Consider the following 18,948-nt stretch of genomic DNA (forward strand, 5'->3'; position numbering starts at 1 on the left):
CTTTTTAGTTACCGAGCTCTTCTGCGAGTTCTTCATGTGTGGATGACCACGCCTTAATAAGCGCTTTTACTAATGATGCTAATGGAATAGCAAAAAACACCCCCCAAAAGCCCCACAGCCCACCAAAAAATAGTACGGCAACAATAATAAACACCGGATTTAAATCAACCGCTTCAGAGAACAATAAAGGGACTAACACATTGCCATCAAGCGCTTGAATAATGCCGTAAATAATTAAAATGGTCCAAAACTGGGTTTCTAAACCAAACTGAAACAGCGCCACCGCCGCCACAGGTATAGTCACCAGCGCAGCACCAACAAATGGAATAAGCACCGAAAAGCCAACTAACACACCAAGCAGCGCCGCATAACGTAAATCCAATACCGTAAAGGCAATAAAGGACACCGAGCCAATAATTAAAATTTCGAATACTTTACCTCGAATATAATTCATTATTTGCTGATTCATTTCATGCCACACTTGCAAAATTAAGCGTCGTTGGCGCGGGATCAGTTTAGCAATGCTGGCACTGAGCTCTACTTTGTCTTTAAGCATAAAAAATACCAGTAGCGGTACTAAAATAAGATAAATTAACCACGCAACAGCATCTTTTAATGAATTGAGCGATGCCGACAGCACCACTTGGCCAAATTCGAGCACTTTGGTTTCTACCGTTACCACAATAGACTGTACTTGCTCTGCACTAATAAGGCTGGGGTATTTAGCTGGTAGGTCGAGTAAAAACGATTTACCTTGCTCTACCATATGCGGGGTTTCTTGCACTAAGTTACTACTTTGCTGCCAAAGTACCGGGCCTATAACCAATATTAAGGTGAGCATAATGCCAATAAATATCAACATAACTATGCTAGTGGCAGTAAAACGCTTTAAGCCAACTCGCTCTAGGTGAACCACGGGCCAATCTAATAAATAAGCAATGATCAGTGCCACTAACACAGGCACAATTAATGGGCCAAAAAAGTACAACATGGCAACCAGTGCCAATAACAAAAAAAGTAAAGTAACTGAATTAGGATCAGAAAACTTTTTTTCATACCATGCTTTTACATATTCAAACACGCAACGGCTCCACTAATAACAACGCTTGTTGTTTATTTAACTTGTAATAATACATTTTTTTTTGCAAATATCGTTCAATATCATCTGTGTTTAGCTCGCTTGAGATATTAAAAGTAATTGCTTGATTTAACGATATTGCCTCACGCAACCCTAATTTAAACTGAATAAATTGCTGAGGACATTTATAAGCGCGCAAATCTAGCTCTAGCATACTCGTTTCACTACCTGTTCACATTAATAATAAGTCCTATACCTAGGCTAATTAAGATTAACCACAGTTAAATTTAACTTTTTCTTAAAACAACCTCTGCAATGGTTTATCCTTATAGCATAGTTAGCTAAAAGGATACGTTAATGCCTAATTCGCATAATAAAGCGCAATTGCCTAGCAATCCAACTCTCAAAGAAATAAATTGGTTTAAAAAGCAAATTAATTGGGGAGAGCTGCCGCATTTTTATCATTTAGTAGCCTCATCGGTAAGTGAGTGTGAAAGCATTTTAGATCACGGGTTTGATAATGCTATAAAGCGTATCATCGACAAACGCAATTGGAACCTAGAGTCCTTGGGTATCGACCCAAACGAGCTTTTTGAGAAAGAGAGTAATAACAAGCCACGAATTTCGTTGCATCAAGTATTTACCGAACGCGGTTTTGAACTACAAGCGTTCCCTTTTTCTAATGACACTACCATCGATAGATACGCTCGACATGATGAGTCAATGGAATTTATATTATGGGATCCATTAACCATGAAAACTGTGATTCGCATTAATCAACTACATAAATTCATAGGCTTTTATTTAGAACAAGGCGATGAAGCAGACAAAGCGCTTATATTGCATTCACATAAAGTAGTTCATAAGATTATTGCTTTTTTACAAACTCAATTGAACATTGTTAAGGTTGATGGGGTCACAATAAAGTCGTTTTATCAATTATGTGAAAAGGACAGCCGTTTATATACAGATGATCCAACAAGTGCCCCTGATAAAAAATAAACAAGGAATATAATGCAACTAAAATCCGCCTTTATCACTTTATGCAGTGCAGTGCTTACATTTAGCCTACTAATGAGTGAGCCGTTAAAGGCACAAACAAATCTTCAACTGCCCGACTTAGGCACGTCTGCGCTGCAGGCATTACCACTGGAGAAAGAAAGAGCGATTGGTGAAGTGATGATGATGCAGATCAGAGGGTCTTCACCATTAATTAACGATCCAGTGCTTGATGAGTACCTAACAACCTTAGGCCGAAAATTAGTTGCGAACGCCAATGATGTACGCTTCGGTTTTTCATTTTTTTGGTTAAATAACCCAGAAATTAACGCATTTGCATTTTATGGCGGTCATGTAGGTGTTCACACAGGCTTAATTGCTCAAGCCGATAACGAAAGTCAGTTTGCCTCAGTACTTGGTCATGAAATCGCGCACGTAACACAACGCCACTTAGCAAGGCGTATTCAGCAACAACAAGACAATAGCGGTCTCACCATTGCCGGTATGATAGCCGGTATTTTAGCAACCGTTGTAGCCCCAGATGCAGGCATAGCAATTATTTCAGCCAGCCAAACACAGTCGGCATTTAGCCAACTCACCCATAGCCGCTCTGCCGAACAAGAAGCCGACAGAATTGGCATGCAAACTCTTAACAATGCAGGATTTGATGCAAGAGCTTCTAGTGAATTTTTAACTAAACTGGCAGCGCAAATTCGTTATAAATATAAACCCCCGGCGTTTTTACTCACTCACCCGCTGCCAGAAAGCCGCGTGTCGGATGTACGCTTGCGTGCCGAGCAATACCCAAAACGCCAAATAGGTTCAAGCCTTGACTTTAATTTAGCTAAAAGCCGTGTATTAGCTCGTTACGATAACGAGCCGGAAAATGCAGAGGCCTTATTTAGAAAGTTAATGCGCGAAAATACCTATAACAACGTAGCACTACAGTATGGTTTAGCTATCAGCTTAATCGATCAAAAGAAAACGGATGAAGCGCAGCCTATCCTAGATGAGCTATTGGTAAGTGATCCTAAAAACTTATTTTATATTGATACAAAAACAGATTTACTCATTGCACAAAAAAAAGCAGCTGAAGCAGTTAGTTATTTAAGTGAATTAAATAACTACCGGCCAAACAACCAAGTGATCACTTTAAATTATGCAAATGCCGCGTTGGAAGCTGAGCAATATGAGTTAGCCGAAAATGTATTAAAATCGTTTTTATTGGAGAAGCCAGATCATAGTTTGGGTAAGCAGCTTTTGACCGACGCCTATAAAAAGCAAGAAAAATTAGCCGCGTATCACGAAGCAAACGCCGATGTGTTGTCGCAATATGGCGCATATTTAAAAGCGGCTGACGAAATACAAAAAGCACTTAATTTTGTTGAGCCAACTGAAAATGTGAAACAACAGCGTTTAAAAGCGTTACTCACACAATATCGGTTATTACAAAAAGAGCTTGCAAGGCTTTAAGTATTTGGCGAGTTCACCTAAAATAGCCACAATTTATACTTTGGATTTATTTTTATGTCAGTTACTATTTACCATAATCCGCGCTGTTCAAAATCACGCGAAACACTTAACCTATTACAAAGTAAAAACATTGAACCGAGTGTTGTTGAATACTTAAAAACACCGCTTTCTCATGAGCAAATTAGTACCTTAGTTTCTCAACTTGGGTTTAATTCTGCACGAGATCTAATGCGTACCAAAGAAGAGCAGTACAAAGCCCTTAATTTAAAAGATGAAAATGATGAGTCGGCACTAATTGCTGCCATGGTGGAACATCCAAAATTAATTGAACGCCCCATTGTTGTTAGCAACAACAAAGCAGCCTTGGGTCGCCCGCCTGAAAACGCATTAAGCGTTCTATAATGAGCACAACCATTGTGGTGCTGTACCACTCAAGCCATGGCTCTGTAGAAGCCATGGCGCATGAAATTGCAGAATCGATAGAACAACAAGGCGCAACCGCATTGCTGCGCACGTTTGTGGCTAAAAACCCGCACGACATTGTGATAAATAAAGACGATTTAGTTGCTTGTGATGGGCTTGCATTTGGTACACCTACCCGCTTTGGCATGATGGCCGCACAGGCAAAGACATTTTGGGAAACCACCAGTGACCTGTGGCTTAAAGGCCAACTTATAGATAAGCCTGCCTGTGTGTTTTCATCATCGAGTAGTATGCATGGGGGAAATGAAGCAACCCTACTTAACTTGTCACTGCCGTTATTACATCACGGGATGATGTTAATGGGGGTACCTTACGATGTACCAGAACTTCTTGGCACCGAAACTGGAGGCACACCTTACGGCGCTTCCCACGTTGCTGGCAGCAGCAACAGCTCTACCCTAAGTAAAGATGAAATTAAAATATGTCAAAGCGTAGGCAAACGCTTGACGCAAGTAGCGAGTAAACTTAAATGACCCAAAAGAGCGAGTCTGCTAAAAAGCCAGTGACCGTAAAATTTCAGCGCCTAGCCTTATTTGGTTATTTTGGCCTGCTGATTTTAATGCCACTATGGATGTTTGTATTAGCCCCCAGAGAAGGCCACAGTAACGCCTTTCTTTTTTTAGTCTATGTACTACCACTGTTATTACCTTTAAAAGGCATACTGCAAGATAAAACCTACACTTATGCGTGGGCTAATTTTATCGTTATGTTTTATTTTATTCATGGCTTTACATTGCTATGGGTTGCTCAAGATGAACTCGTATGGGTATTACTAGAGTTACTTTTCGCCTCGTCTATGTTTATTGGCTGCACTTACTATGCACGCCATAGAGGACAAGAGCTTGGACTTAAGATTCGCAAGCTTAAAGATGAACTTGCTGAAGAAAAAGCAGCGCATGAACACAATAAAAACAACTCATAGCTAGCAGCTCAAAACATAAAAAACGCGCTTTATTAGCGCGTTTTTTTGTAATTAAATAAATGGTTAAACTAACTCGCTTAAAGCAGCTAACCCCACTATGCAAGCTAAACCTAGCTGGGCTATAAGGCTAAAAGCCGATACCACTCTTAATAAAAACAATCCCCAAGGATGTTTAATATGCGGGTACAACGAACAACGCTTTAAATTTGTCGCAAAGAAAAAACACACCACCGCCGTCATGGTCATAAAAAGAGTAAGCTCACTTTTTATAGTGATGTTTTCATCAAAAAAGAAAAACAACTGAAGTGGTAGCAATAACGCCACAACCGCGTGTAATACATGCACTTTTTTAATTCGATCTAACTGCCCTTCTGGCGATAATTCTTTAATACCAAAATCACGTTCAAGGCATTTAACTAAGTTACTGGCTTTGATGCTTACAGCTAAACGGTAACAACTTAATCCGTCGTTATTACGCGCTCTAAAATCATACCCTGCTTTAAGCAATAAAATCATTAACGATTCATTTTTACTCATCACCGCGTAATGCAGCGCTGTATTACCTTTATTGTCGACGGCTTTTTTATCTTGGTATTGCAGGAGCATTTCTATTACATTTACATAGCCTTTTTCTGCAGCCCACATAAATGCTGTTTTGTTATCTTCATCGGTCAAGGTACCCGTCGCACCTTGTTCAATAAAGCGCATGGCCATGGTTTGCTTAGCTTTTTTCTTGTTTAAATGGGCAAGTAAGGCATTTTCTAACAACACAATAGAATCAACATCAGGCGAAACCTGAGTTAATAAAGTAAAGTAATCTTTGCCTGCAGCTACCTTTTCGCTAGTAAGCTCTGCTAAATATTCAATGTCTGCAATCGACTGAGGAATATGCGCACTTAAACGCTCTCTAAAGTCGACCTCTTGCCAAATAGATAAGGTATCTGCAGCTGACAGCTTAGCACCCTGTTCAAGCGCATGTTCTATCAAAGTAAAAAAACGTTTACTAAAAAATAGGCTAATCAATGAAAGCGGCGTTTCAATATTATTTTGTGCCGATACACTTGCGTATTTTTCAAGTCGCTGACACAGCATTAACACAATATTTTCTATGCTGTAGTCATTAGCAAAATAGTGCTCTTTAAGTGCTGCAATATAGACTTGTGCATCCTCATCATATTCACAAATATGCTGAAAGTAACATTCTTCAAACGGCTCTAGGGGGGTTAACCAGGTTAAATAATAAATTGGGGGCAAAACCGTGGTGCAAACACCATCATCTTCTTCAGTAGAACGACAGGCAGGCCAAGCTTCTAAAGCATCTAAAATGAAGGCACCGTTTTGTTCAACCAGCCCTTTGACCAGTAACGGGTATTCCTTTGGCCAAATTAGTACATTTTCCATTAAAACAACACAACTCCAGTGTAGCTCGGGTGAGTGGTCAGTTATAACAGTTTTTAGCTGACACCACGCTTAATCAAAGAAGCCGATATTCTAACACAGCTAGGTTGCCAAGCTAGCGTAAACTCGTGCAATATAGGCCAAAATACAAAAGCAACTAACGACATGCGCCATTAGCTGCTTTTACGGTTGGAGCTTTTAATTACAAAGGAACTAACTTTGCTGAAGTTCTGCTGTGACTTGATCTAAACCCACATCAGAAATGCGTTGAATGATCTCTTTTTGCTTAGCACTAAGTAACGAAATCCCCTCAGCAACAATATCGTATACTTTCCATTGCTGATCGTTCCCTAAACGAAGTTTAAAGTGTAAATCTATGGTGGGTTTATTAGCTTCAATAATTTGCGTTTTAACTGTGGCAAATTTAGAGTCGCTTGCAGCAGCGTCTTGCTCAAAAATTACATCTTGCCCTGTGTACTTCACAAGCGCACTAGCATAAGTGCCCGTTAAGTAATGCTCTACCGCATCTATAAACGCAACGCCTTGTTCACGGTTAATGCCTTTAATATGTTTACCTAATAATTTAAACGACACAAACTTAATATCAATATGTGGCATCAAACGCTGCTCAACAATTAATGACATCGCTTCTTTGCTGGCATTACCTTGCGCATTTACCTGCCCAATATCGTTAAATAATGATTCGGCTACAGTTTGCAATAATTGTTTAGGTGACGGCTGCGTTTGTGCAGTGAGTGCGCTACTAAAAAAAACAGCAATAACCACTAAAAGCTTTATAAGTTTCATAATAAATGCATAGTTTAAATAATTAAGTTTAGTGTAATCTACGCAAATAACAGGCAACAAAAAAGGCATAAATAAGCAACTTATTAATGCCCAATTAGCACCAATAAAATTAATTAAATAAATTCAATTAGTTAAAAACCTTAGTTAACAAGCCATCTACAAGCGGATTTTTGTCCTCATTGAAAACAGTAATTCACCGCCCTTATCATTTAATTACTATTTAAATTCACCTACCAGTAGGTCGTTATGAAAACCTCATTTGAGATGATTTCAATTATTGTTTTTTGTTTATTTTTACTGCCAACAAATGCAGCCTATGCATCCTCAAGCCATGGCTACGCTGTGGACTTATTAAAAGGCGAAGGTAATGTGACTGGGATAAAGCTTGCGTATCAATATCATCCCAAGGGTGCACAGAACTTTGTTGGCGATGCCCGCTTTTACCTTGAAAGCAGCATTAACCTGTGGCATTACCGCCATGCTCAACAGTCACAATCCAACCTAGTATTCGCTGTTTCACCAGTTGTGCAGTTTCCAGCATTTAGCGTATACAATACGCCATTCTATGTAGAGGCTGGTATTGGCTTTTCCCTACTTGATGAGCACCATTTTGCAGGTAAAAACCTAAGTACTCACTATCAGTTTGAAGATAGAATAGGCCTAGTGGCCGATTTTGGAGAAACCAACGTAGCACTGCGTATTATTCACTATTCAAACGCAGGATTTAAAGCACCTAATCCAGGAATAAACTTTTTAACATTGTCGGTAGCACAACGGTTTTAAACGCCCGTAATAAACACTCAAAATGTTGCGGCTTATATTGAAAGCGGTCATAATTACTGCTTAAAAAACAATAAGGTCAACAACATGCAAATTTGGCAAATCGTACTCGTTATCTCGATTGTACTGGCTATTGTTATCGGTAATTTAGCACTGCTGCGTTTAAGTGCAAAAAGCGAGTTTAAAGCCTCAGTATCTATTTCATCAACGCAAGACAAAGAAACAAAAAAGCCCTGAATATTCAGGGCTTTTTTCGTTTAAATCATTACTTAACCAACTAACCAGTGTGCCATTAAGGCAATAACAGGCAATGTAACTAATGTTCTGAGAATGAAAATAACAAACAACTCAAAAATATTAACTGGTATTTTACTTCCTAATAAAAGTGCGCCCACTTCAGACATATAAATAAGTTGCGTTACACTCATGGCTGCAATAATAAAACGTGTTACATCACTTTCAATTGAACCTGCAGCTAAAATAGAAGGAATAAACATATCTGCAAAACCGACCATAATAGTTTGTGCAGCCATTTCAGCTTCTGGTACTTGTAAAAGCTCCAAGAACGGAATAAACGGCATACCTAAATACTGAAATATCGGGGTATATTCAGCAATAATAAGTGCAAATGTACCCACAGCCATGACTACTGGTAATACTGCAAACACCATATCAAATGCATTGTGTATACCTTCTTCTAAGGTGCCCTTCAAGCCTGGCGCTTTTTCTGCTTTAGTCAATGCAACATCAAGAGAGTGCTTAAATAATGTTTTGCCTTCAGGTACTAGCTCGGCGTTGCCATCAGGTTGTTCACCATCAATAAGCACGTCCTTTTTAAAACGCAGTGGTGGTAAACGCGGAACAATTATTGCAGCCACTACACCGGCTAAACACACGGTTAGGTAGAAAGGTGCAAATAAGTATTCAAGCTTTACTTGACCAATAACAACTAAACAAAAGGTAATTGATACAGCAGAGAAAGTGGTACCAATAATCGCAGCTTCACGTTGAGTATAATATTTATCTTCGTACTGACGCGCAGTCATTAAAATACCTACGCTACCATCACCTAACCATGAAGCAACACAATTAACTGCACTGCGCCCTGGCACCCCAAACAATGGACGCATTACTTTAGTAAGTAAGGTACCCACCAGCTCAAGTAAACCAAAATTAAGTAATAACGGCAGTAATAAGCCCGCTAAAATAAACACCGAAAACAACACCGGTAATAAATCTTTTAATACTAGCAAGCCAGTATTTTCTGAGGTAATAGCATGCGGTCCAACTTGAAAATAAGTTAAAAGCACAAACGCCATACCAAACAACCGTGTTACTAACCAAATCCAACTCACATTAAACAAATGATTTAATAAGCGAAATTTGGTTAAGCTTTTCGGTTTAAAGACACTAAGCACCAGCGACATTACACCAGTAATACAAATAATGGTAGCTATTAGCCCTAGTGCTATCTCACTGAATGAGGCTTGAATTGCCTTGGCCATTACCGCGATAGGTATCGTCATTATTTCGCCAGACGGTACTGGCGTCATGAACAAAAAAACGCCGATTAAAGAAGGAATTAAAAAAACCAACCATACTTTCAAATCATAACTTTTTTGAACGGATGCTGGGCGTGATGAATCTAACTGAGACATATTTTCAACCTGTAAAAACCACAAAAAGAGCTAAGTGCTCTTTTTGTGGTAAGTATTTATAATTATTAAATTTTAATACCGCGCTTAATTAACGCCGCTTCTAATGCTTGCTGTAAACCATTCATTGTACCTGGTTCAAGCGTTTCGCCTTTGTCATCCATCCACGTAAGACTGGTGCCACCTTGCTTGGTTTTGCTAACCAAAATTTGGTATTGGCCTTCATCAATTGGTAATTCTGTTGGTTCATCGCCCCAAATAGAATCCCATACGCTACTTTCTACTTTGGCGTAATCTGCTGTAATTAAACCTGTCTCTTGGTTTATTTCAACAATGGTGAAAGATAAGCGCTCTAAGAATCCAGAAAAGCGATCGAATACTGTATCGTAGGCTTGCTCAGTAACAAGTGCTGCATTGCCTTTGTTATCAAACCCAAGCTCTAATGAAATTACCCCTTTACGCTTGCGCATATCAACTTCAAGTTGACGATAGCGGTAATCAAACTCACTTACTACTTGGTTAAGTGCACGTACTTCTAGCTGCTGTTTTAATAAATCAGTCAAAGGCTTATCGCCTTTAAAATCAATAAGCTCAGCAGTTAAAGACGCTGTACGTTGATGCTCTTTTTCTTCAATAGTAAATTTAAAACGTTCTAAATCAACACTTTCATCATCGCCCCATAACCAGCTTTCCTCTGGCTTAACAATAGCGTACCAATCTGTTTCAAGTGTTCCTTGCATTTTGTTTTGTTGTGTCGCACTAATGTTGTTGTCAGCAAGCACTGCTTGAATCGAGTCCCAAATGAATACATCTAAATCGTCAATGCCATCATTTTTATCAAAATAAATACGTGCTTGTTTATCTGCTTCCTCAACCCAACTGCCTTTAGCAACCGTTAATACTTGCGCCGGCGGACGATAGTTTGTTGCCTCCGGATTATTATCATATTGACCCACATCCATCTTATAAACAGGATCTTGAGCGGGTTGTGATAACGAAGCAGGTGCTTTAACCGGCTCATGGGCGCGGTAGTTACGCTCATTATGGGCATCACTTGTAAATACACTACACCCTGACAAACTTACCAATACACTTACTGCAAGTGCTTTTGGGATCCAATACTGCACAGATAATTCTCCTTAGCATACCCTTAATTGTTTTAACAAATATATGAGTGGGTAATACCGATTTGGTTCAGTGTAAAATCAATATTAACTTTACATTTATAATTTGCTTATCTAACTGCATTAAGCCAACAAGATGACCGACAGACTAAGCTACAAATAGACACATTTTTGCTATGGTACTTTCACAAGCTTGTAAAAACAAGAAACACTGCACTATTAACCGCCTAAAATTAACCGTCGCTGTAGTTTAACGCGGGTTTTGTGTTAAACTTTACCGCCGTGCAACGCTACGTGTTTATTTTTTGTTGCCAAGTCGGTTGTTATCATCCAAGTAACTTAGGTACTTTAAAACCCATGACTGCATTTTCAAATCATCAAATTGTTTTAACCGCAATTGGCGAAGATAGATCGGGCATCGTTAGTGAGCTTACGCAACTCGTCAGTGATTGCCACTGTAATATTATAGATAGCCGCATTGCTATTTTAGGCAACGAACTTACTTTTATTATGCTACTTAGCGGTGATATGTCAGCCATTAGCCGTATTGAGCACACCCTGCCTACCAAAGGTATGGAGCTTGGCCTGCTTACTATGATGAAACGCACTTCAAGCCATAATCAAAGCGAGTTTTGTGCAGGTTACACCCTAGAATATACTGGCATAGACACCCCTGGCACCTTGAGTAAAGTAACGCGCTTTTTTGCAGACAGTAATATTAATATTTGCTCATTAAAATCAGATACCTACGAAGAAGATACTGAACTTAAAATGCGCTGTGAACTTGAATTTAATATTCCCGTTGACGTTGACATTGACCAATTTAAAATTAGTTTTGAAAACCTTTCGCACGTTTTAAACGTAGATTACATCTTTCGACGTATTCGCTAAGGAGTTTAGCATGAACAAAATTACCCCATTACAAAGTGGCGACACAGCACCGGCTTTTAGCTTACAAAACCAAAATGACGAAACCGTCGTGCTCAACGAGTTATTAAAAGAAAAACAAGTATTGGTATACTTTTACCCTAAAGCGTCAACGCCAGGCTGTACCGTACAAGCCGAGAATCTGCGTGACCAACAAGCCGAGCTTGCAAAATTCAACACTCACGTGGTTGGTATAAGCCCAGATCCAATTAAGCGCCTTAAAAACTTTGAAACTAAAAAAGAGCTTAACTTTGACCTACTTTCTGACGAAGATCATGCCATTGCTGAGGCATTTGGGGTGTGGGGCTACAAAAAATTTATGGGCAAAGAATATGACGGGATTCACCGCCTTACTTTCTTAGTAGGCCAAGACGGTAAAATTAAACACTTGTTTGATAAATTTAAAACCAAAGATCATCACCAAGTGGTATTGGATTATTTAGCTGCTGAATAAAGGCTAAAGGCTAAAGGCTAAACAAGATAAAATAAAAGCGTTGCTCAAGGGCAACGCTTTTTTGTATTTATCGCTTTAGTACTTTAGCATTCCTGCCGATAGCTAAATTGGTAACGAATAACATTATGGATAATTAACCGTGATACAGCTAAATAAACACTCAGCCTTTGACGTTAAAATTGCAGCAGAAAAAATAAATGCTGCACAACAAACAAAAGAAACAACTAAAAATAAGGACAACGCTGATTATCAATTATCAGACAGAGAGCGTAATAAACTCTCGGGAAAAGAGGCTGATCAAAACGTTGAAAAAACCACAAATTCAGAAATGCCTGAATATATTGCAAAAATGATAGAGCAACTTAAAGAGCTCAAACAGCTGCTTGAAGAACAAAAAGAACAACTCACTCAATTACAAGCTCAATCGGACCAAGAAGACGAGGCAATACAAGCACAAATTGAAGCACAAGCAAACATCGTTTCATCAACACAATCTCAAGTAGTCGCGCTGGTGCAAATGATTAGCCAAGCCATGAAAGATGCAGGTATTACAGACGCTGGCGCACTTGTCAGTGCCATTGTTTGAATTTTCAGAGCAAAGATTTCAATAATAAATAGCCTACCCTAGCGGTTAAAAAATTACGCAGTGCTTGCGTTCTCACTTTTCACCCAACAGTGCTTGCTGATAAATTTTATTAAACTCTTCAGCAGGTATGTCAGCCGCAAAGTGATATATAAGCGCTTTGTATTTATTGCTTTGAATTAATTTTGAGAGTGTATTATTAAAATCATGAACAAATTTTATATTTTCTTCACTGCGCTCACACATTAAATACCCAACAGTAAACGATGTATTTAATTTCAAATCAAAGGAGTGAATGTCTGCGTCTGTTATATCCTGCCAATACGTGGCTACATCGCTGGGGTATTCAATAGACGCATCAAATTCTTGCAACTTAGCTAATTGTTGTAATCTAGAGAATATATTAGTGGGGGCTGGTTTTATTTTAGTTTTATCTACTTCTTCAAGTAGAGACATAATGTCTTCGGAGAATATTCTGAATTTTGATAATCCCAACCTTAATTCACTTTGAGACACTAACTCGTCTAAATTTTTCATATGCTTAAATTCAGTTAAATCAGTAGGAGAATAAAGTCGCGGAGCGAGATACAAAGAAAACGGCTTTGATATTAAATAGCGGTTTGCTCGTTCTGGGGTGTTAATTTTATTGGCATAACAATAATTAGTGCCAAATTGAACTTCATTGTTTGTATTCGGCGCTTTTACAAACTCAACTCTGTAGTCTCGCATTTCAGTCAAAATTAATTTATAAAGCTGTGCGTCTAGTGATTTTTCTTCGGTAACTGAGTTCAGTCGCAGCAAAGACTCATCGTTACTACTCAATACGATTTTTATTTTACTTGCGTCAAAGTCAGCAAACCGCGTATTGTCATAATCTGATTTATATAATTCCTGCAACCGTCCCGATGATTTTAATTTTGGCATGGTTTGGTCAAATTTTCGCGCCAAGGCTCTGCCCTTTTCATCGTTCGAAAAGGCTAAATAAATAGGCCTTGCAGGCACAACCTCTACATAATTAAGCTTTGATTTATACTCTTTAGGAATGTTGTAGTCAAAATCAACGAAAGCATCTATACGTTTATTCAGTAGCAGAGCCATTGCTTTTTCAATAGTAGAAACCGGGTAATAATCGTGTGGGTATTCAATAAACTTATCGAAATTATAGCCGTCGAGCCAGCTTAATACTTTGTTGTTAAAATCAGATAACTTGTTAAAGTTATTAGTAGAATTTAAAAAATAGGCATTAATTGGATAATCATAATCTAAGTACCAATGAGGATAATAGGCTAAAGGAACATCTTCTTTAGCAACACCAATTACGAAGTCATACTGTTTTTGTTCAAATAAATTGGTAATTCGTTTGTAAGTACTAAAATCAAACTCGAGCTGTTCATCTGCATAAACTTCTTTGAGTAGCTCAATATAAACGCCTGTTTCATCCGGATTGGTGTAATCAACCCAATGAGTTACGCCAACTTTTACACTCGCAAAAGCCGGGTTTATACAAACATAAGAAAAAACAAAAAACAGTAGTAGGTATTTAGCCAAGCGCATTCTCCCAATCACTTAGTTTAATATATGCACCACCAGTGTACTTTGCAAACTTAGGTGTTAGTTTGAGGTTCAAGGTTCAAGGTTCAAGGTTCAAGGTTCAACAAAATAAACACATAGGTAAAATATGAAACTATTAATGGCTCCTTTATTACTCATTATTGCTGGGTGCAGTAGTGTTGCGCAAAAAGATAGAAAATACTCTCCGTGCTCTGAAGCATGGTTTAATCATGTTGAACAGCAAATAAATACCGGTGACGGTTATGGACATGGGCCAGACATTGGCTCTTTAGAATGGCGCTCTGTAATCATGTTTAAACTCGGTATTAGAGATAAGCCAAACGTACCAGAATTAAATACTCAGCAGTGGTGCCAGTTTATTGATGAAAATTATATTTAAAGCCTGCTTGGCTTTATGAGTTTAAATTTGTTGAGTTAGGTTGGGGTTTACTCACCCAACCTACGTAATATAACTCAACGCCGAGCAGCTGATCGCTTATAGCTAACCACTTGCAGCTGCGCTTGCTCTTTAACTAATTCCCAAATACTTATGTACTTGAATTGATAAACGCCAGTTTTTGGCGATACAAGTATCAATGGCTAATTTAGTTGCCGACGTTTTTTGGCTGATTGGCTGTAAATATACCAGTTTTGGGTTTACGCCTGTGGCGGTAAATAACTCTTCTAACTCTTCTACGTGCTTTTGCATGGCAATCGGATGTTTAATTTCATCGGCGCGTTGCATAGCACTGCTCAATACTTTGTAACCACCACGCATATTAATTTTTGGCGATACCGTAACCCACGTTTGGGCAGGGGCGAGAATTTCAAAGGTGCCACTGGTTTCTATTTGCGTGCTAAAGCCATGATCATGCAATAAATTACACACTGGGTTTAAATCGTACATGCAAGGTTCACCACCGGTGATCACAACATGCTTGGCGGTATAGCCACGGGATTTAAATAACTCCAGGACCTGCGCGGCACTGGCCTCAGCCCAATGATCAGAGTCGGCTTTTTTTTCTACCGTGTCATCTAGTGATACTTTATATACATTATCAACATCCCAGGTTTGTTTAGTGTCACACCACGAACATCCCACAGGACAACCTTGCAGGCGTAAAAATATAGACGGCGTACCGGTAAAGCTCGCTTCACCTTGAATGGTTTCAAACACTTCATTAATTTTGTACAAAAGAAATCTCACTTACAACCTGACGGCAAAATTGTTACTATTAAAAATCGCAAAGCACGGTGCAAAAATTGTCATTTATGCCTTGGCCGTGTAGTATATCGCGCCCTGATATAAACCTCTATCAAAACTAAAGAGCAAACCACGTATGACGCAAAAAGTAGTTGTTATTTATTCCGGCGGTATGGACTCATTTACTGTATTAAATAAAGCCTTGCAGCAAGGCCATGATGTTTATGCCCTCTCGTTTGATTATGGTCAGCGTCATGTTAAAGAACTTAAAGTTGCCGCCAACGTATGTGAAAAGCTAAATGTCCCGCACAAAATTGTTGATATATCAGCAATTAATCAGCTTATTGGTGGTTCGTCGTTAACAGACGATATTGATGTGCCAGAAGGCCATTACGAAGAAGAAAGCATGAAAAGCACCATTGTGCCTAACCGCAATATGATTTTACTTTCCTTAGCGGTAGGTTATGCAGTGTCGCTTAAAGCGAGCAAAGTATATTACGGCGCGCATTCAGGCGATCATGCAATTTACCCTGACTGTCGTCCTGAGTTTGTTAAAAAGATGGATGATGTATGTCGTATTGCAAATTACGATGCAGTAGAAATTTTTAGCCCGTATTTAAACAATACTAAAATCGATATTTTAACCGACGGTATTAAAATGGGCTTAGACTACAGCCAAACATGGACCTGTTATAATGGTCGTGACAAAGCGTGTGGTAAATGTGGTGCCTGCCAAGAACGTTTAGAGGCCTTTGAGCTTAACAACGTGACAGACCCGCTTGAATATGAGTAAAGTTCAACGTTAATACACTAAAAGGCTACCAAGGGTAGCCTTTTTTGTTGCGATAAAACGTTAAAGCCAGCGTTTTACTCGTGATTTATAATCGTCAAATTGCTCACCAAATAATTTGTGGAGCGCCCGTTCCTCTGGGATTATTTGAAATAAGGTAATGTAAGCAATAAACCCTGCTACACCTAAAAAAGCCCACATTGAACCCAACCACACGCCCCAGCCTGCTAATATAAACGCAAAACCTAAATACATCGGATTACGAGAGAATTTATAAACACCTGAGGTAACTAAACTAGACGCTTGTTCTGGTTTGTTAGGTAGTACTGTTGTTTTAGCAAACCGGAAACTCACGACCCCAGCAATACAAAATATACACCCAGTAGCGACAAGTGCTAGCGAGAGATAAGTAATAAATGCGCTAAAATCAATCACGCTATAATGTGCAATCAGTGCCATTACAGCAGCAAAAAACACCACAACCACAACCGGTGGAATTTTATTATTTAACATACCTACTCCTTGTATCGATTAAAAAACTTCATAATTACTATATGGTGGCGTCACAAATAATAACAATGACTTATCGAATATTTATAAATACAAATAAAGTTACAATTAATTAGCTTTATGAGCGCTTAATTATGGTTATAATTTAAGCTTAAATAAAAGTTAAAGGAAGTAATTATGTCTGGCACAACAATGATAGTTCTCATTGTACTTATTTCTGTAGGTTCGGGAGTTATTTACGATATGTATAAAAAGCACCTTGAATTTAAACATAAAGTACAGGACAACAATCAAGACGCACACAAACAACTAGCTGAGGTAACCGCTCAAGTGAGTGAACTTAAACAACGAGTACAAACACTTGAAGCCATTGTTACCGACTCAAGCTATAACGTAAAACAAGAAATAAACAAACTTTAATGTATACGTTACAAGTAATTTGGGTATAAATGTGCGTTTTCAGGCTGCTCAATGCCATGGGCAGCTAAAAAACCACCAATTGCTTGACCACACCCTTGCGGTGCTCTGCCACTGTCTATTTCAAAATTTAACTGATTCGCCTCTTGTTTACCCATTGAGCACAAACTAACTGAACTTGGCGAACGCATAGAAACACTTAACTCGCCTATTTGCTCCGCCTGTACATGCTTACTAAAACGTGCAAAACCTTGGTATTTAAAATGCTCGCTCACATAATCATTGCTTATAGCAACCAATGCGGCAATAAAACTATGTAAAAAGCTATTTGTTGTTGTATCCGGTGCTAAGAATGACAAAGTTTTGTTATTAAACTCACTCAGCTGGCAACTATCGCAATGAAGTTGAACCGTATACACCTGTTCACCGGTGATTATAGCTTGGCAGTTAATTAGCTCTATTTGGTTATCCGCAAACACAAGGCGCTCTATCAGCTCGTTCAATGAAATATTTTTAAACGATGTACTTTTAACAAGCTCGGGATTTTGTGCCATAACGGGTAAGTCATGATGATTATTAAATGGCGTACTAGTTGCGCCTTGGTGTTGCAGCTGAAAAAGCTCTCTTACCTCATGCTCACGCGCCACTTTTAACGCTAAAAATGCAGTTTGAATAAGCTCCGAGGTAGGCAGGTTCTGCTCTACTGGCCAACGGCGACCAAACAATAGTTTTTTTGCTTTATTATCAGCGCGATAATTGTCGGGACTAAGTACTGCTACTTGCAAATAAACATCACTGTTTTTTTCAGCTGCTAACACGCTGAAGTGGTTGGAAAAACTAATGTCGTTAAGCACTTCATTAACACTGGCCAGTGTATGCTTGTAACGCAAAAAATGCTGCGGAACAATCCAATTTTTATTAGCCAGTTGCACTAGTGGCGCATACGAAATGGGTTGCTCGTAGCTGTGTTGCCATTTTTGCCCATCACCTAATAATGACTCAATTTTTATGTTGTTATCTGACATATATAAACCAAATAAATCTGCCCAGCGGCAAGATATTAACTATGAAGCACTTTACGAAGTTAATCATAAAAAACGATCACACTTTTTGTCAGTATTTAGCGTTCAAATACGTGTTGATACTCTGTTATAACTTTTTGATAGTAAAGTCTATCTTTATTGAGCATTCGAGTATAATGGTCAAGCAATTGTTGCTGATATTGATGATGTTGAGGGTTATGTGTATCCCACATATGAGCTCCCGTTTTAGTGATAGTGCCCGTGGCATTAAAGCTGACTTGTAACACTTCGTAAAAACGCTTATTTTCAACAATAATTTGCTCGCTTTCGAGCTGCAAATTACACGCCTGTAAACCCGCACGTACCTTATAAAGGTGCATAATAGGGCAAATAATAAAACTAAGTTGTTTAAGGCTTTGTGGGTTATTAGCAATAATTTGCTGAATTAGCTTTAAACATAAATCGCCCCCTACCCCAGCAATAACAATTACTTGCTTAGCACCTGTTGGCAGTTTAATTTGAGCAACATCTTCGCAGTGCACTTGCCATGAAGGCAAAGACTTTCCTTGCTCAAATTGTTGTAGCGACTGCTCAAGCGCTTCCATTAACTCTGGAATAATATCAACAAAGTTTATTTGTTTGGCTATGCCGCGCTCAAGTAATGCCATACCTAAAAAGCCATGATCGCAACAACAATCCCAAACAATATCGTAAGACTGTGTAATTAACGAATTGATGGCGTTTAAACGTTTACTCAGTTTCATTTAACTC

The 18,948-nt window shown here is 38.8% G+C and carries 24 protein-coding genes; 13 read left to right on the top strand and 11 right to left on the bottom strand.

Annotated elements, in window-relative coordinates:
- Nucleotides 1-4 precede the first annotated feature (4 nt).
- Entirely contained in the window at nt 5-1,081 is a 1,077-nt protein-coding gene (locus AC0VZ5_RS09560; protein WP_178956258.1) for an AI-2E family transporter, read from the bottom strand.
- A complete protein-coding gene (locus AC0VZ5_RS09565) occupies nt 1,074-1,292 on the bottom strand; it encodes a hypothetical protein (protein WP_138607771.1) in 219 nt (72 codons plus the stop codon). The genes AC0VZ5_RS09560 and AC0VZ5_RS09565 overlap by 8 nt, the downstream gene beginning before the upstream one ends.
- Before the next feature lie 143 nt (nt 1,293-1,435).
- On the opposite strand from AC0VZ5_RS09565, the gene AC0VZ5_RS09570 reads away from it, so the two are divergent.
- From AC0VZ5_RS09570 to AC0VZ5_RS09590, 5 genes are read left to right on the top strand one after another with little or no spacing between them, the layout of a single operon-like run.
- Complete coding sequence (locus AC0VZ5_RS09570; protein WP_413402464.1) at nt 1,436-2,080, top strand: hypothetical protein; 645 nt, start codon at nt 1,436-1,438, stop codon at nt 2,078-2,080.
- Between the two features lie 12 nt (nt 2,081-2,092).
- Entirely contained in the window at nt 2,093-3,550 is a 1,458-nt protein-coding gene (gene bepA / locus AC0VZ5_RS09575) for a beta-barrel assembly-enhancing protease (protein ID WP_475472582.1), read from the top strand.
- Between the two features lie 54 nt (nt 3,551-3,604).
- Nucleotides 3,605-3,952, top strand: coding sequence for an arsenate reductase (glutaredoxin) (gene arsC, locus AC0VZ5_RS09580; RefSeq protein WP_198523361.1), 348 nt, complete (start codon nt 3,605-3,607; stop codon nt 3,950-3,952).
- Nucleotides 3,952-4,506: an NAD(P)H:quinone oxidoreductase gene (gene wrbA / locus AC0VZ5_RS09585; protein ID WP_131691238.1), complete on the top strand. Its 555-nt coding sequence runs from the start codon at nt 3,952-3,954 to the stop codon at nt 4,504-4,506. Before arsC ends, wrbA begins: the two co-directional genes overlap by 1 nt.
- Entirely contained in the window at nt 4,503-4,955 is a 453-nt protein-coding gene (locus AC0VZ5_RS09590) for a DUF2069 domain-containing protein (protein ID WP_178956263.1), read from the top strand. Before wrbA ends, AC0VZ5_RS09590 begins: the two co-directional genes overlap by 4 nt.
- A 63-nt stretch (nt 4,956-5,018) precedes the next feature.
- On the opposite strand, the gene AC0VZ5_RS09595 is transcribed toward AC0VZ5_RS09590, so the two are convergent.
- Together AC0VZ5_RS09595 and AC0VZ5_RS09600 are read right to left on the bottom strand one after the other, a co-directional pair.
- Nucleotides 5,019-6,356 carry an ankyrin repeat domain-containing protein gene (locus AC0VZ5_RS09595; protein ID WP_475472584.1) on the bottom strand — a complete coding sequence of 446 codons (1,338 nt, stop codon included), beginning with the start codon at nt 6,354-6,356 and terminating at the stop codon, nt 5,019-5,021.
- 210 nt (nt 6,357-6,566) lie between these two features.
- Nucleotides 6,567-7,160, bottom strand: coding sequence for an MlaC/ttg2D family ABC transporter substrate-binding protein (locus tag AC0VZ5_RS09600; RefSeq protein ID WP_138607759.1), 594 nt, complete (start codon nt 7,158-7,160; stop codon nt 6,567-6,569).
- A gap of 246 nt (nt 7,161-7,406) precedes the next feature.
- On the opposite strand from AC0VZ5_RS09600, the gene AC0VZ5_RS09605 reads away from it, so the two are divergent.
- Both AC0VZ5_RS09605 and AC0VZ5_RS09610 read left to right on the top strand, forming a co-directional pair.
- Entirely contained in the window at nt 7,407-7,943 is a 537-nt protein-coding gene (locus AC0VZ5_RS09605; protein WP_475472585.1) for an acyloxyacyl hydrolase, read from the top strand.
- Nucleotides 7,944-8,027: 84 nt separating this feature from the next.
- Nucleotides 8,028-8,177, top strand: coding sequence for a DUF2897 family protein (locus AC0VZ5_RS09610; RefSeq protein WP_475472586.1), 150 nt, complete (start codon nt 8,028-8,030; stop codon nt 8,175-8,177).
- Nucleotides 8,178-8,209: 32 nt separating this feature from the next.
- Here AC0VZ5_RS09610 and AC0VZ5_RS09615 read toward each other — a convergent pair whose 3' ends face one another.
- Both AC0VZ5_RS09615 and bamC read right to left on the bottom strand, forming a co-directional pair.
- Nucleotides 8,210-9,598: a YjiH family protein gene (locus AC0VZ5_RS09615; RefSeq protein WP_464708238.1), complete on the bottom strand. Its 1,389-nt coding sequence runs from the start codon at nt 9,596-9,598 to the stop codon at nt 8,210-8,212.
- Between the two features lie 65 nt (nt 9,599-9,663).
- On the bottom strand, nt 9,664-10,722 hold the full coding sequence (gene bamC / locus AC0VZ5_RS09620) for an outer membrane protein assembly factor BamC (RefSeq protein ID WP_138607751.1): 1,059 nt from the start codon (nt 10,720-10,722) through the stop codon (nt 9,664-9,666).
- A gap of 354 nt (nt 10,723-11,076) precedes the next feature.
- Here bamC and AC0VZ5_RS09625 point away from each other — a divergent pair, with 354 nt between their 5' ends.
- The 3 genes from AC0VZ5_RS09625 to AC0VZ5_RS09635 all read left to right on the top strand — a co-directional run bounded on the left by AC0VZ5_RS09625 (nt 11,077) and on the right by AC0VZ5_RS09635 (nt 12,686).
- On the top strand, nt 11,077-11,610 hold the full coding sequence (locus AC0VZ5_RS09625) for a glycine cleavage system transcriptional repressor (RefSeq protein ID WP_138607749.1): 534 nt from the start codon (nt 11,077-11,079) through the stop codon (nt 11,608-11,610).
- Between the two features lie 10 nt (nt 11,611-11,620).
- Nucleotides 11,621-12,100 carry a thioredoxin-dependent thiol peroxidase gene (gene bcp / locus AC0VZ5_RS09630; RefSeq protein ID WP_138607747.1) on the top strand — a complete coding sequence of 160 codons (480 nt, stop codon included), beginning with the start codon at nt 11,621-11,623 and terminating at the stop codon, nt 12,098-12,100.
- Between the two features lie 139 nt (nt 12,101-12,239).
- Nucleotides 12,240-12,686 carry a hypothetical protein gene (locus AC0VZ5_RS09635; RefSeq protein WP_198523365.1) on the top strand — a complete coding sequence of 149 codons (447 nt, stop codon included), beginning with the start codon at nt 12,240-12,242 and terminating at the stop codon, nt 12,684-12,686.
- Nucleotides 12,687-12,758: 72 nt separating this feature from the next.
- On the opposite strand, the gene AC0VZ5_RS09640 is transcribed toward AC0VZ5_RS09635, so the two are convergent.
- Entirely contained in the window at nt 12,759-14,237 is a 1,479-nt protein-coding gene (locus tag AC0VZ5_RS09640; protein ID WP_475472588.1) for a substrate-binding periplasmic protein, read from the bottom strand.
- A 124-nt stretch (nt 14,238-14,361) separates the two neighbouring features.
- Between AC0VZ5_RS09640 and AC0VZ5_RS09645 the strand changes: the two genes are divergently transcribed.
- On the top strand, nt 14,362-14,634 hold the full coding sequence (locus tag AC0VZ5_RS09645; RefSeq protein WP_475472590.1) for a hypothetical protein: 273 nt from the start codon (nt 14,362-14,364) through the stop codon (nt 14,632-14,634).
- Nucleotides 14,635-14,763: 129 nt separating this feature from the next.
- Here the strand turns inward: AC0VZ5_RS09645 and queE are convergent, their stop codons facing one another.
- Nucleotides 14,764-15,429, bottom strand: coding sequence for a 7-carboxy-7-deazaguanine synthase QueE (queE, locus tag AC0VZ5_RS09650; protein WP_350608412.1), 666 nt, complete (start codon nt 15,427-15,429; stop codon nt 14,764-14,766).
- Nucleotides 15,430-15,574: 145 nt separating this feature from the next.
- Here queE and queC point away from each other — a divergent pair, with 145 nt between their 5' ends.
- Nucleotides 15,575-16,231 carry a 7-cyano-7-deazaguanine synthase QueC gene (gene queC / locus AC0VZ5_RS09655; protein WP_008110177.1) on the top strand — a complete coding sequence of 219 codons (657 nt, stop codon included), beginning with the start codon at nt 15,575-15,577 and terminating at the stop codon, nt 16,229-16,231.
- Between the two features lie 60 nt (nt 16,232-16,291).
- Here the strand turns inward: queC and AC0VZ5_RS09660 are convergent, their stop codons facing one another.
- Nucleotides 16,292-16,741, bottom strand: a complete 450-nt coding sequence (locus tag AC0VZ5_RS09660) for a methyltransferase family protein (RefSeq protein ID WP_138607740.1) — start codon at nt 16,739-16,741, stop codon at nt 16,292-16,294.
- Between the two features lie 174 nt (nt 16,742-16,915).
- Here AC0VZ5_RS09660 and AC0VZ5_RS09665 point away from each other — a divergent pair, with 174 nt between their 5' ends.
- Entirely contained in the window at nt 16,916-17,158 is a 243-nt protein-coding gene (locus tag AC0VZ5_RS09665; RefSeq protein WP_010388451.1) for a hypothetical protein, read from the top strand.
- A gap of 8 nt (nt 17,159-17,166) precedes the next feature.
- On the opposite strand, the gene AC0VZ5_RS09670 is transcribed toward AC0VZ5_RS09665, so the two are convergent.
- Nucleotides 17,167-18,180, bottom strand: coding sequence for a hypothetical protein (locus tag AC0VZ5_RS09670; RefSeq protein ID WP_138607738.1), 1,014 nt, complete (start codon nt 18,178-18,180; stop codon nt 17,167-17,169).
- Between the two features lie 95 nt (nt 18,181-18,275).
- The gene (locus AC0VZ5_RS09675; protein ID WP_138607736.1) at nt 18,276-18,941 is read right to left on the bottom strand and encodes a tRNA (adenine(22)-N(1))-methyltransferase TrmK; all 666 of its coding nucleotides are present in this window, start codon (nt 18,939-18,941) and stop codon (nt 18,276-18,278) included.
- Nucleotides 18,942-18,948: the final 7 nt, after the last annotated feature.

It is taken from the genome of Pseudoalteromonas sp. QJM3NY_12 (genome assembly GCF_056173165.1).

Bases quoted from the DNA above. Each gene is read 5' to 3' on its own strand.
- AC0VZ5_RS09565 (WP_138607771.1), bottom strand. From the start codon at position 1,292: ATGCTAGAGCTAGATTTGCGCGCTTATAAATGTCCTCAGCAATTTATT.
- AC0VZ5_RS09610 (WP_475472586.1), top strand. From the start codon at position 8,028: ATGCAAATTTGGCAAATCGTACTCGTTATCTCGATTGTACTGGCTATT.
- AC0VZ5_RS09595 (WP_475472584.1), bottom strand. From the start codon at position 6,356: ATGGAAAATGTACTAATTTGGCCAAAGGAATACCCGTTACTGGTCAAA.
- AC0VZ5_RS09675 (WP_138607736.1), bottom strand. From the start codon at position 18,941: ATGAAACTGAGTAAACGTTTAAACGCCATCAATTCGTTAATTACACAG.
- AC0VZ5_RS09570 (WP_413402464.1), top strand. From the start codon at position 1,436: ATGCCTAATTCGCATAATAAAGCGCAATTGCCTAGCAATCCAACTCTC.
- wrbA (WP_131691238.1), top strand. From the start codon at position 3,952: ATGAGCACAACCATTGTGGTGCTGTACCACTCAAGCCATGGCTCTGTA.
- arsC (WP_198523361.1), top strand. From the start codon at position 3,605: ATGTCAGTTACTATTTACCATAATCCGCGCTGTTCAAAATCACGCGAA.
- AC0VZ5_RS09640 (WP_475472588.1), bottom strand. From the start codon at position 14,237: ATGCGCTTGGCTAAATACCTACTACTGTTTTTTGTTTTTTCTTATGTT.
- AC0VZ5_RS09590 (WP_178956263.1), top strand. From the start codon at position 4,503: ATGACCCAAAAGAGCGAGTCTGCTAAAAAGCCAGTGACCGTAAAATTT.
- AC0VZ5_RS09615 (WP_464708238.1), bottom strand. From the start codon at position 9,598: ATGTCTCAGTTAGATTCATCACGCCCAGCATCCGTTCAAAAAAGTTAT.
- AC0VZ5_RS09605 (WP_475472585.1), top strand. From the start codon at position 7,407: ATGAAAACCTCATTTGAGATGATTTCAATTATTGTTTTTTGTTTATTT.
- AC0VZ5_RS09660 (WP_138607740.1), bottom strand. From the start codon at position 16,741: ATGTTAAATAATAAAATTCCACCGGTTGTGGTTGTGGTGTTTTTTGCT.
- AC0VZ5_RS09645 (WP_475472590.1), top strand. From the start codon at position 14,362: ATGAAACTATTAATGGCTCCTTTATTACTCATTATTGCTGGGTGCAGT.
- AC0VZ5_RS09600 (WP_138607759.1), bottom strand. From the start codon at position 7,160: ATGAAACTTATAAAGCTTTTAGTGGTTATTGCTGTTTTTTTTAGTAGC.
- AC0VZ5_RS09625 (WP_138607749.1), top strand. From the start codon at position 11,077: ATGACTGCATTTTCAAATCATCAAATTGTTTTAACCGCAATTGGCGAA.
- queC (WP_008110177.1), top strand. From the start codon at position 15,575: ATGACGCAAAAAGTAGTTGTTATTTATTCCGGCGGTATGGACTCATTT.
- bcp (WP_138607747.1), top strand. From the start codon at position 11,621: ATGAACAAAATTACCCCATTACAAAGTGGCGACACAGCACCGGCTTTT.
- bepA (WP_475472582.1), top strand. From the start codon at position 2,093: ATGCAACTAAAATCCGCCTTTATCACTTTATGCAGTGCAGTGCTTACA.
- AC0VZ5_RS09670 (WP_138607738.1), bottom strand. From the start codon at position 18,180: ATGTCAGATAACAACATAAAAATTGAGTCATTATTAGGTGATGGGCAA.
- AC0VZ5_RS09665 (WP_010388451.1), top strand. From the start codon at position 16,916: ATGTCTGGCACAACAATGATAGTTCTCATTGTACTTATTTCTGTAGGT.